The sequence below is a fragment of the Pseudomonas sp. AC229 genome (genome assembly GCF_979254655.1).
In genome coordinates, this window is the sequence record NZ_CEEDHK010000017.1 from 150,619 (window position 1) to 162,255 (window position 11,637).

The window sequence follows — 11,637 nt, forward strand, 5'->3', positions numbered from 1 at the left end:
AAGCCGAGCAGCGAGCGTATGAGCCTGATCGTGTTTCCATTCGCCTTCATGGCCAATACGTTTGCCATGATGTTGGTGATGATTGGCTTGAGTGTGTTTGGCAAGCCGGAGCTGGCTGCTGATTTTGGTCTTATTCATGGCGCTACCGTGGCCATGTTTTATGCGTTTTCGGGCAACGCACGAAGCCTGATATTGGGTGAGTCGGGGAAGATAACCTCGGCGCAGATTCTTCGTCTGCGCTTGATCATGCTCGTGCCCCTCGCGGTGTTGGCTTTTGTATTAAGCATCGGCGTTGTCGCCTTGAGTTGGGGGTTTGTTTTACTCCTCGTGTTGCGTCGTGCGTGCGAGTGGGTGGCTGAGATCTTTCTCGGCGAACAAGAGTTACATCACCACCGGCGCGCAGCCGCGCTGTTCGCGCTGGTGCAAGGCGCGCTGAGTGCACTGCTGCTGTTGGCCCTGGTCCACGGCGGGCTAGAGGTGTTTCCGGTTCTGCTGATCTGGGCTATCTCGCCGCTATTCGGCAGTTTTGATGCCCAATTGGCCAAACGCTGCTTGGCTCGGACGGTAAGTCTGGTAGGCGCGGTGAAAGTGTTGATGCCACATGTGGGCTCGACGGCCATCATCGGCGTATCGGTGTATGTGTTTCGCTTATTTATCCTGCTAATTGCCGGCAAAGAAGAAACCGGTGATTTGTTCGCCAGTTTCGCAATGGGCGGAATTTTAGGCGCCGTTTTTTCTCAAGCACTTGGACCGACGATGGTTCGCCGCACCAACAATATGGGCGGTGGGCGTCTTAACCGGGTGTTTGGCAAGATCATGATTGGCTCCGCGCTGTTAGGACTCGTGCTGATCGTTGCTGTGAGCATTGCGCCCACGTCGCTGCAATGGACGAATAAAAGCCCGTTGTTCTGGCTCGCGGTAGGCTGTTCGCTCTTGGGCGGGCTGGTGATGGTACTGGCGCAGCGAATTCGCCTGGAGATCCTGCAGAGCAGTGGGGGAGACGACGTTTTCGGTTCAGATATGCTTGCCAATTTACTGCTGGTTTCAAGCATTCCGTTTTTCTATTACATTGCCGGGCCAACGTCGTTGGCGGCGCTGTATCTATTTGGAGCTGTACTTTCCCTAGGCTTTTATATGAGCGAACGGGAAGGATTATTAGGGAAGATAAAAATGTTCAAGGCGCATGAGCACCGCGTGCTGATCGTGTTGGCGATGCTGCTGTTTGTTCCGGTGTTTTTTCAGTTAAGCGCCGGGCTGTACAGGACGGACATGCTTGGCGGCTCCGGGGGCAGCTTGGCGCTCCTGCCTATCCCGATATCGGTTTTTGCTTGTTACGGCGGCATCGTACTGCTAGGGAAATATTCCCAGGCCAGACTTTCCCTCACTTTCCTGTTTTTCGTTTTCATCTCCATGTTGCTGACGACCGCGCTGTTAGTCGGGAGTGAGGGCAGCTATCAGGGCGCGAAGTTCATCTTGCTCGTGCAATTCATGTTGCCAATGTTCGCATTGGTGTTAGGCCAGCAATATGGTGCGCGAGTGGGGGCTACAAAGGCAGTCCCTGACGTTATCTTAGTGACGTTGATGGTCTTCGTTCCATTGCAGCTTCTAGCCACTTATCTCAGCGGTGCCTTTACACTTTCGTCTTCAGTGTTTGTTTTTAAGATCTATCAGCATCTCCAGTATGTGTCCGTTGTGTTTGCGGCCTTGTTTCTGGTCGCACTGTTTTCGCTTTTTGATAACGATAAACGTCGGCCTTGGCTGCTGCTGCTCGCTGCGGCGATGTCGATATATACACTGTTGTCAACTTCAATGCTCGGCACTGCCTTGCTGTTCGCGGGGCTCTTGGTCTTCTGCGTGCGCAACGTACTGTTGAAGCGCCATATTAAAACGTCGTTGTTCCTCGTGATTCTCTCGTTGGGAAGTGCATTTGCGAGCTTCTTGTTTATTATCAAGGCCGAGTTTGTCCAATCCAAGCTGGGCGTATCCAGCGCAGGTGCATGGGAACACGCTCCGGCTAATGCTGTAGAACGGCTCTCGTACTTACGCTTTTATTTAAGCGGTGTAGTAGAAAACGGGCAAAACTTCTTGCTGGGACACATGCAAGCCCCTGATCGGACGTTGTACCCCAGCGCGCATAACTATTATCTGGACCTGGTCTATAACTTCGGTTTTGTCGCCTTGCTGCCTTTTCTGGCGCTTATCGGCTTTACCGTTTATTCCGTATTGCGGAACTTCGCAATGTTATGGCAGCGCCCCTATGTATTGAGCGTGGCAGGTGTCGTGCTGTTCCTGGTGCTGGTTGACAATGTATTCAAGGTCGGGATGCGTCAGCCTTATCCGGGCATTGTCACGTTCTTCTTTTGGGGTGTTTTACTAACAGCATTAAATTCATTGCCTAAGGTAGATAAAAAGGTGGAGGCGCGCGAGCTACCGCATCAGTGAATGCCGAAAGTGCTTGGGCGGCATCGCTGTTTGTTTAGGCAAAATTATAACTATTAATTAATAAATGTAACCGTGGATAGATATGAACTGGAACGTTGTTGTAAGAACGATATGGTTGCTCGTGATACTGGGTATTTCTGTAATCGGTGCTGTTGCGACAGCCGAATATCAAGGTAATGCCTGGATTTATCTTCTTTTTACAGCCCTCTCCTCGATGGTTTTGTTTTTTGGTTTTGGTCCGAAAGCGATTTTCTTCGATGGTTTCATCGGTGTACTGCTCTGGATTGGTTTCTGGTTGAAGTTCAGCGTGCGGACGGCTTTTTTTGACGGGCAATTTGCCATTCCTGTGGGTGCCTTCGATGGCTCCCCGGCCGCTTTAGATCAGACGCTGATAACGGTGTCTTTTGCGCTCGCGGCGATTTTGCTTGCGCGATTTATCCGTCAACTTTTTTTCAGCTATCCAAATGCATTGCCAGATATCGCGTACACAGGGTTGTACGCCTTTTACCGGCGCCACCGTGTGCTCGTGTTGGTGGCCTTTGTGCTGGGAGTGCTGGGCATTTGCGTCTCGAATGCCTGGTTCGGTATCTATCAGCGGGGGCTGGTCGCGAGAGTTAACCTGCCGTTCGGCTTGAATGGCGTTTATGCCTGGCTGCTGATGTTCGGGATGGCATCGGTTTCAGCGGTGCTGTTGCGCTTCGAGTTTGAGCTGAACAGAGACCGTTATTGGATTGCCGTCACCATTGCCTTGCTGGAAACCGCGCTGTCCAACATATCGTTGTGGAGCCGAGGCATGATTCTGAATGGATCATCGCTGCTCTATGGTGCGATCTCTCAGTTCCGCCGAAGCGAACCGCGCTTGCGCCTGGGATTGACGACGTTTGTAGGCATCGCGTTTGTAGTCTTTTTTGCAGCTTCAGTGCTCACCGTTAACTATCTGCGTGCGAACGCCTTTTATGCGGGCGCCTCAGAGGAGCTGAGAAAGAACGCTGTTATGGAGCAGACATCGGCGCTGTTTCTGGATCGCTGGGTGGGTATTGAGGGAGTGATGTCGGTCGTAGGCGCACCGGATAAAGGCTGGGCGGTTTTTCGTGAGGCGTTGCAAGAGCGCTTCGATGAGGGCGCCAACGCGTTCTATGACCAAAAATTCATAGCGTCTCCCTACGATAATTCCCGTAGCGATGCGCTGCACTTCGTTTCCTTGCCGGGCTATCTCGCCTTCCTCTACTATCCCGGGTCGATTTTATTTCTGGTATGCGCGGTTTTTGCGTTTTCCATGGTGGCGTCGATTTTCGAGTTTCTCGTCTATAAATTAGGCGGCAAAAACTTGGTTCTCTGTGCGCTGATGGCGCAAGTAATAGCATTTCGCTACACCAGTTTTGGTTATGTTCCGATGCAGAGTTACATGCTGTTTGGCTCGATTGTATTGAATGTATTAATTCTTTTTGGCTTGGATCGAGTTTTGCGTTCCTTCTACAAAGTTTGAATTTTTAAAAGGTAGTGAGTCATGGCTCGAGTTTTAGTTTTGGGCGTTACCGGCATGCTCGGAAATGCAGTGTTCCGGGTATTCAACGCGGATGCCCGGTTCGAGGTGTGGGGCACGCTGCGAAGCGGGGCGGCCCGCAGTCATTTTCCCGAGGCGAGCCATGCGCGACTGCGCACTGGTGTCGACGTGCTCGACCAGGACTCGCTCGTCGCCGCGCTGGCTGCCATCAAGCCGGATGTGGTGATCAACTGCGTCGGCCTGATCAAACAGTTGGCCGATGCCAAAGACCCGCTGACCGCGCTGCCGATCAACGCCATGCTTCCGCACCGGCTGGCGAATCTCTGCCAATTGGTCGGCGCGCGGCTTATCCACGTCAGCACCGATTGCGTTTTTTCGGGCAGCAAGGGCGGGTATCTGGAAAGCGATGTTTCGGACGCCGAAGACCTCTACGGCAAATCCAAGTACATCGGTGAACTGAACGATATGCCGCATGCAGTCACTTTGCGCACGTCGATCATTGGTCATGAGCTGAACTCGAACTACGCGCTGATCGATTGGTTCCTGTCTCAGGAAGGCAGCGTAAAAGGTTTTTCGCGGGCGATTTTCTCGGGCCTGCCTACCGTCGAGTTGGCGCGCGTGATGAAAGACTTTGTTATTCCGCACACTCAGCTCAGCGGCTTGTATCATGTCGCCGCTGCGCCGATCGCCAAGCTGGATTTGCTGCGTTTGGTGGCCGCTCAGTATGAAAAGCAGATTGAAATACGCGCCGACGATTCGCTGGTAATCGACCGGTCGCTAAATGGTTCGCGCTTTAGCGCCGCCACTGGCTACGTCGCTCCTGCTTGGCCCGAGCTTATTCGGGTTATGCACGCCGACAGCTAAGTCACTTTAGGTTGCGCCTCGCTCCCCGCATTTAACGCGTCGGGAGCCGGGCCGTATTGATGGTTTATTCGCGTGTTCGTTTGGCGACACGCTCATGCTCTGGAAGGTTTTATGTTCGACGACAAGGTGTTGATGATTACCGGGGGAACGGGTTCTTTCGGCCACACGGTACTCAAACGGTTTCTCAATACCAACGTGCGCGAAATCCGGATTTTCAGCCGCGACGAGAAAAAACAGGAAGACATGCGCATCGCCCTGGCCAACGACAAGGTCAAGTTCTACATCGGTGATGTGCGCAACTACGACAGCCTGGCCCAGGCCATGGTCGGCGTCGATTACATCTTCCACGCCGCCGCTCTGAAGCAAGTGCCCTCGTGCGAGTTCTACCCGATGGAAGCGGTGCGCACCAACGTCCTTGGCACTGAGAACGTGCTGAACGCGGCCATCGCCACGGGCGTGAAACGGGTTGTGGTGCTGAGTACCGACAAAGCGGTTTACCCCATCAATGCCATGGGTATTTCCAAGGCCATGGCGGAAAAGCTCATGGTCGCCAAGTCGCGCATGATCCCGGCAAACGGCCCGGTGATTTGCGCGACGCGTTACGGCAACGTCATGGCCTCTCGCGGCTCGGTTATCCCGCTGTTTGTGGAGCAGATGCGTTCGGACGAACCGCTCACCGTTACCGACCCCGACATGACGCGATTCCTGATGTCCCTCGAAGACTCGGTTGATCTGGTGCTGCACGCCTTCGAGCACGGCCAGCAAGGCGATCTGTTTATTCAGAAGGCGCCGGCGTCCACGGTGGGTGATTTGGCCCAGGCGCTGAAAGAGCTGTTCGGCAAAACCAATACCGTCAAAGTCATCGGCACCCGTCACGGCGAAAAACTGTACGAGTCGCTGGTTTCGCGCGAAGAAATGGCCAAGGCCGAAGACATGGGCCGCTACTACCGCATTCCGGCTGATAACCGCGACCTGAACTACAAAAAGTATTTCGTCGAAGGCGAGCAGCGAATCTCCGAGCTGGACGATTACACCTCGCATAACACCGAGCGCCTGGATGTGGCGGGCATCAAAACGCTGCTGCTGAAACTGGATTACATCAAGGACGAACTCAATGCTTAAGGTTATGACCCTGGTCGGCACGCGCCCTGAGCTGATCAAAATGAGCCGCGTAATCGCCGAGTTGGACCGGCAGGTTCAGCATGTGCTCGTGCATTCCGGCCAGAATTACGATTACGAACTCAACCAGGTCTTTTTCGATGACCTGGAAATTCGCAAGCCGGACCACTTTCTAGGTGCGGCAGGCGAAACAGCGGCTCAAACCATCGCCGAGGTGATCGCTAAATCCGACGCCATCTTCGAGCTGGAAAAACCTGATGCACTGTTGCTCTACGGCGACACCAATACCTGCCTGGCGGTGATTGCCGCCAAGCGTCGCAAGATTCCGGTGTTCCACATGGAAGCGGGCAATCGCTGTTTCGACCAGCGCGTGCCGGAAGAGCTGAACCGTAAGGTTCTGGATCACCTCAGCGACATCAACATGGTGCTCACCGAGCACGCGCGCCGCTATTTGATCGCCGAAGGCATTCGCCCGGAAACCATCATCAAAACCGGCTCGCACATGCAGGAAGTGCTGGAGTACTACAAGCCCAAGATCGACCAGTCCGATGTGCTGGCGCGTACCGGTCTGGAACAGGACAAGTTCTTTGTCGTCAGCGCCCATCGTGAAGAAAACGTCGATACGCCGGATAACCTGCGGGACCTGCTCGGCAGCTTGCGCGCCCTGGCTGATCAGTACGGCTTCCCATTGATCGTGTCGACTCACCCGCGCACGCGCAAACGCCTTGAAGCCCTGGGTGAGTCGCTGGATCACCCGTTGATTCGCTTTGTGAAACCGTTCGGCTTGCTGGATTACATCAAGCTTCAGCAATCCGCGTTCTGTGTGCTCTCGGACAGCGGCACTATTACTGAAGAAGCTTCGCTGCTGAATCTTCCGGCCGTCACCTTGCGTAATGCCCACGAGCGTCCTGAGGGCATGGACCAGGGCACGCTGATCATGAGCGGTCTCAAGCGCGACTCGGTGCTCGATGCCGTGCGCGTGGTGACCAGCCAGCATTCGCGTGAGCGTCGGGCGATTCCGGTGGTGGCCGATTACGAAGGCGGCCCGGTGTCGCTGCAGGTTGTGCGCGTGGTGCTCAGTTACACCGATTACATCAACCGCACCGTGTGGCGCAAAGACTAAGCCTGGTTATGAATGTCTTATTAACCGGAGCAAGCGGCTTTGTTGGACGCGCGGTGCAGGAGCGCTTGTTGGCCGATGGCGTTCACCAGGTTCGCGCGGCATTTCGCGTACTTCCTACGTCAACTCCGGATCGGCTTCAGGTGTGCCATGCGCCTGACCTCGGTCCGCAAGGCGACTGGCGTGAGGCGTTATCGGGTATCGATGCGGTCATTCACTGTGCGGCCCGCGTGCACGTGATGAACGAGCAGGACGACGATCCGTTGCAAGCGTTTCGCCGCGTTAACGTGGCCGGCACCTTGCAGCTGGCTCGCCAAGCGGTAGAGGCGGGCGTTCGGCGCTTTATCTACCTCAGCTCCATCAAAGTGAACGGCGAGATGACCCGGCCGGGCCAGCCTTTCCGTGCCGATGACCCTGCCACCGCAACCGACCCTTACGGCATTTCCAAATGGGAAGCCGAGGAGGGCCTGTTCGCGCTCGCCCGTGACACAGGGTTGGAAGTGGTGGTGGTTCGACCGCCCTTGGTTTACGGCCCGGATGTGCGCGCGAATTTTCTGAGCATGATGAATTGGCTCAAAAAGGGCGTGCCGTTACCGTTCGGTGCAATCCGAAATCAGCGCAGTTTGGTTGCTGTGGGCAATTTGGCGGACTTGCTGCGCGTGTGCCTGGATCATCCTGCTGCTGCTGGCCAACGGTTTCTGGTCAGTGATGGCGACGACCTTTCCACGTCTGAGTTGCTGCGCCAGTTGGGCGTTGCGCTGCGACGTCCAGCCAGGCTCGTGCCGGTGCCTCAGGCTTGGCTTGAACTGGCGGCTCGGGTTCTTGGGCGTGACGATATCGGCCGCCGACTGTGCGGATCGCTGCAAGTGGATATCGCAAAAACCCGCACGCTGTTGAATTGGACTCCACCGTTGACGGTGGAGCAGGCCCTGGCGCTGACCGCCACGCGCTTTTTGGATAGCCAAAGCCGATGAATATTTCTGTTGTATTGGCGGTGGTGGCTATCGCCTCGTTGTCACTGACCTGGGCGGTTCGCCGTTACGCGTTGGCCGCCAGCGTATTGGATATTCCCAACGCTCGAAGCTCCCACACCCGACCCACGCCGCGCGGTGGCGGCGTCGCGATAGTCCTGAGTTTCCTCGTGGCGTTGCCCCTGATGGCGTGGCTAGGTGGCCTCGATTGGTCGTTGGTATGGGCCATGGTCGGCGGTGGCGGCTTGATCGCGCTGGTTGGCTTTTTGGACGACCACGGGCACATCGCGGCGCGCTGGCGATTGCTCGCCCATTTCAGTGGCGCCGTATGGGCCCTGGCCTGGCTCGGTGGCGCGGCGCCCTTTACGGTGTTTGGCGCCACCTTCGACCTGGGCTGGATCGGGCATGGCCTGGCGGTTTTCTACTTGGTGTGGCTGCTCAATCTATTCAATTTCATGGATGGCATCGACGGCATCGCCGGGGTCGAAGCGGTTACCACCTGCGCCTCGGGGGCATTGTTGTATGCAGTGCTGGGGCGCTCCGACCAAGCGCTGATTCCGCTGCTGCTGGCTATCGCCAGCGCGGGCTTCCTGTACTGGAATTTCCCGCCGGCCAAAATTTTCATGGGCGATGCCGGTAGCGGTTTTCTAGGGTTGATGCTGGGTGTTTTGTCGCTGCAGGCCGCCTGGGTATCGCCGCAGTTGTTTTGGGGTTGGCTGATTCTGATGGCGGTATTCATTGTCGACGCCACCTGGACACTGCTGCGCCGCCTGGTTCGCGGCGACAAAGTGTACGAAGCGCACCGCAGTCACGCGTATCAATACGCCGCGCGCCTTCATGGTCGGCACTTGCCCATCACGCTGGCGGTGCTGGTGATTAACCTGGCTTGGTTGCTGCCATTGGCGGTGTTGGTGGGCAAGGGAGTGCTGGATGGCATGCTGGGCTTTGCGCTGGCGAGCGCACCGTTAATCTATCTGGCGATTCGCTACCATGCCGGGAAGCAAGAGTAATGAATACTATGGACGCAAGTGATCAGGGACGGACGTAACGTGGTGAGTCGCGAAGTAAAAAAACATATTCCGATGCGTGATCGCCTCGTAGGGCTGCGGCGTCGCTACAAGCGCCTTTTGCAAATAGCGGCCGACATCGTGCTGGTATGGGCGTCCCTGTGGCTGGCCTTTGTCGTGCGCCTGGGCATCGAGCGCCCAATCGACCCGTTCGGTGACTATGCGTGGTTGTTCTTGATCGCTCCGATCATTGCCATCCCCGTTTTTATTCGGCTCGGCATGTACCGGGCGGTGATGCGATATTTCGGTAATGAAGCGCTCGTCGCGATTTTCAAAGCGGTGTCGCTGTCGGCGCTGGTGTTGGGCATGTACATCTACCTGTACCGCGCCGAGGTCCTGGTTCCGCGTTCGCTGGTGTTCAACTATTGGTGGCTCAGCCTGCTGATGATCGGCGGCCTGCGTTTGTTCATGCGCCAGTATTTCCTTGGCGACTGGCTGTTGGCCGGGCAGCACGTGCCGTTTTTGCGCCAGGACGATGGCCTCTCGAAAGTTGCCGTGTATGGCGGCGGCGCAGCGGGTAATCAACTCGTTGCGGCGTTGCGCATGGGCAAGGGCATGCGTCCGGTGGCTTTTATCGATGACGACGAGGGCATCGCCAACCGTGTGGTTGCCGGCCTCAAGGTTTACACCTCGCGCAATATTCAATTGATGATCGAGGAAACCGGCGCGCATGAGGTGCTGCTGGCGATTCCGTCGGCGTCACGTTCGCGGCGCCGCGAGATTTTGGCGGCATTGGAAGCCTACCCGGTGCATGTGCGCACAGTGCCGGGCTTTATGGACTTGGCCAGCGGGCGCGTGAATGTCAGTGACTTGCAGGAGGTGGATATCGCCGACCTGCTGGGACGCGACCCAGTGCCGCCGCGCGCGGATTTGTTCGAACGCTGCATCCGCAATCAGGTGGTCATGGTCACCGGAGCGGGTGGTTCGATCGGGTCGGAGTTGTGCCGTCAGATTCTCGTGTCTGCGCCCAAGGCATTGGTGCTGTTTGAACACAGTGAGTACAACCTTTACAGCATTCAGAGCGAGCTTGAAGGGCGTATTCGTCATGAGGGATCGGGGGTCAAGCTCATTCCGATTCTGGGTTCTGTGCGCAGTCCGGAGCGTTTGCTCGACGTGATGCGTACCTGGAGCGTGAACACGGTTTACCACGCGGCGGCGTACAAGCATGTGCCGATCGTTGAGCACAACGTGGCCGAGGGCGTTTTGAACAATGTGTTCGGCACGCTGCAAACCGCCCAGGCGGCGATGCAGGCGGGCGTTGAACATTTTGTGCTGATTTCCACCGACAAGGCGGTGCGTCCTACCAATGTGATGGGCAGTACCAAGCGCCTGGCGGAAATGACACTTCAGGCCCTCAGTGCTGAAAAGCAGCCGGTGTTGCTGGGCTCGAAAAGCCCGCAAGCCAACAGAACGCGCTTCACCATGGTTCGTTTCGGCAATGTGCTGGGCTCGTCGGGCTCAGTGATTCCATTATTTCGCGAGCAGATAAAACGCGGCGGGCCCATTACGGTGACCCACCCCAACATCACCCGCTATTTCATGACCATCCCCGAAGCTGCGCAGTTGGTTATTCAGGCGGGCTCGATGGGGCAGGGCGGTGACGTGTTTGTGCTGGATATGGGCTCGCCGGTGAAGATCGCCGAACTGGCGGAAAAGATGGTGCATCTGTCTGGGCTGACGGTGCGCAATGAGGGCAATCCCCACGGCGACATCGAGATTGAGTTCACGGGCCTGCGCTCGGGTGAAAAGCTCTATGAAGAGCTGCTGATTGGCGACAATGTCAGCCCAACCGAGCACCCGATGATCATGCGAGCCAACGAAGAACACCTGCCATGGGTGGTTTTCAAAGACGTGTTGGATGCGATCTTTCTGGCGGTCGGGCGTGACGATTACGAGCGAGTGCGAGAATTGCTCCGCGAGCACGTTAGCGGCTACCTACCAGAATGCGAAATCGTTGATTTGATTCATAAAAAGCGCCTGGAAACGCCCGCGCCAGGTGATTTGACACTCCACTGAGGCTGCCTCTAAGTTGGCCACCGCAGGGCCTATCGCGCCCTGCGTTACCCACTTAACGAGCTTCATTATGCGTATCGGATACGTCTCTTCCCTGTTGTTCGCCACCCTCACGTTTTTCGCTGCCGGCACCTTTGCCGCTGAGCCAGTCAAAACCGAGCCCACCCAACCTGTTGCTACTCAGCCGCTCAAAGCGCCTGAGGCGGGCACCGTCAACCTCAACACCGCCGACGCGGAAACGTTGCAGCAGGACCTCATCGGTATTGGTCAGGTCAAGGCGAAAGCGATCATCGATTATCGCGACGCCAACGGCCCGTTTACCTCGGTAGACGAGCTGCTGGAAGTGAAGGGAATTGGCGCCTCAACCCTGGAGAAGAATCGCGCGAAGTTGAGCGTCGCCAACTAAGCGTTAAGCGGGAAATAAAAGAAGGCCGATCTCAGATCGGCCTTCTTTGTTTTCGGTGTCTAGTCCTGAAATAGGTTTACACCTGTTTCAATCTCAAAACGCCCGATGCACCGCATCGGGCGTTTTGTATT

At 56.3% G+C, this 11,637-nt stretch carries 9 protein-coding genes; all 9 read left to right on the forward strand.

Annotated elements, in window-relative coordinates; genetic code table 11:
• Positions 1 to 18: 18 nt before the first annotated feature.
• Positions 19 to 2,442, forward strand: a complete 2,424-nt coding sequence (locus AC0IW7_RS22095) for a hypothetical protein (RefSeq protein WP_471820859.1) — start codon at positions 19 to 21, stop codon at positions 2,440 to 2,442.
• Between the two features lie 82 nt (positions 2,443 to 2,524).
• Positions 2,525 to 3,928 carry a hypothetical protein gene (locus AC0IW7_RS22100; protein ID WP_471820860.1) on the forward strand — a complete coding sequence of 468 codons (1,404 nt, stop codon included), beginning with the start codon at positions 2,525 to 2,527 and terminating at the stop codon, positions 3,926 to 3,928.
• A 21-nt stretch (positions 3,929 to 3,949) separates the two neighbouring features.
• Positions 3,950 to 4,810: a dTDP-4-dehydrorhamnose reductase family protein gene (locus AC0IW7_RS22105; protein ID WP_471820862.1), complete on the forward strand. Its 861-nt coding sequence runs from the start codon at positions 3,950 to 3,952 to the stop codon at positions 4,808 to 4,810.
• 111 nt (positions 4,811 to 4,921) lie between these two features.
• Complete coding sequence (locus tag AC0IW7_RS22110) at positions 4,922 to 5,932, forward strand: polysaccharide biosynthesis protein (RefSeq protein ID WP_122497927.1); 1,011 nt, start codon at positions 4,922 to 4,924, stop codon at positions 5,930 to 5,932.
• A complete protein-coding gene (gene wecB / locus AC0IW7_RS22115) occupies positions 5,925 to 7,052 on the forward strand; it encodes a non-hydrolyzing UDP-N-acetylglucosamine 2-epimerase (protein WP_471820864.1) in 1,128 nt (375 codons plus the stop codon). Before AC0IW7_RS22110 ends, wecB begins: the two co-directional genes overlap by 8 nt.
• Before the next feature lie 8 nt (positions 7,053 to 7,060).
• Complete coding sequence (locus tag AC0IW7_RS22120; protein WP_471820866.1) at positions 7,061 to 8,023, forward strand: UDP-glucose 4-epimerase family protein; 963 nt, start codon at positions 7,061 to 7,063, stop codon at positions 8,021 to 8,023.
• Positions 8,020 to 9,030: an MraY family glycosyltransferase gene (locus AC0IW7_RS22125; RefSeq protein ID WP_471820867.1), complete on the forward strand. Its 1,011-nt coding sequence runs from the start codon at positions 8,020 to 8,022 to the stop codon at positions 9,028 to 9,030. The genes AC0IW7_RS22120 and AC0IW7_RS22125 overlap by 4 nt, the downstream gene beginning before the upstream one ends.
• A 72-nt stretch (positions 9,031 to 9,102) precedes the next feature.
• A complete protein-coding gene (locus AC0IW7_RS22130) occupies positions 9,103 to 11,103 on the forward strand; it encodes a polysaccharide biosynthesis protein (RefSeq protein ID WP_471820878.1) in 2,001 nt (666 codons plus the stop codon).
• A 67-nt stretch (positions 11,104 to 11,170) separates the two neighbouring features.
• Positions 11,171 to 11,506: a ComEA family DNA-binding protein gene (locus tag AC0IW7_RS22135; RefSeq protein WP_471820869.1), complete on the forward strand. Its 336-nt coding sequence runs from the start codon at positions 11,171 to 11,173 to the stop codon at positions 11,504 to 11,506.
• Positions 11,507 to 11,637 lie beyond the last annotated feature (131 nt).

Bases quoted from the DNA above. Each gene is read 5' to 3' on its own strand.
- AC0IW7_RS22095 (WP_471820859.1), top strand. From the start codon at position 19: ATGAGCCTGATCGTGTTTCCATTCGCCTTCATGGCCAATACGTTTGCC.
- AC0IW7_RS22100 (WP_471820860.1), top strand. From the start codon at position 2,525: ATGAACTGGAACGTTGTTGTAAGAACGATATGGTTGCTCGTGATACTG.
- AC0IW7_RS22105 (WP_471820862.1), top strand. From the start codon at position 3,950: ATGGCTCGAGTTTTAGTTTTGGGCGTTACCGGCATGCTCGGAAATGCA.
- AC0IW7_RS22110 (WP_122497927.1), top strand. From the start codon at position 4,922: ATGTTCGACGACAAGGTGTTGATGATTACCGGGGGAACGGGTTCTTTC.
- wecB (WP_471820864.1), top strand. From the start codon at position 5,925: ATGCTTAAGGTTATGACCCTGGTCGGCACGCGCCCTGAGCTGATCAAA.
- AC0IW7_RS22120 (WP_471820866.1), top strand. From the start codon at position 7,061: ATGAATGTCTTATTAACCGGAGCAAGCGGCTTTGTTGGACGCGCGGTG.
- AC0IW7_RS22125 (WP_471820867.1), top strand. From the start codon at position 8,020: ATGAATATTTCTGTTGTATTGGCGGTGGTGGCTATCGCCTCGTTGTCA.
- AC0IW7_RS22130 (WP_471820878.1), top strand. From the start codon at position 9,103: ATGCGTGATCGCCTCGTAGGGCTGCGGCGTCGCTACAAGCGCCTTTTG.
- AC0IW7_RS22135 (WP_471820869.1), top strand. From the start codon at position 11,171: ATGCGTATCGGATACGTCTCTTCCCTGTTGTTCGCCACCCTCACGTTT.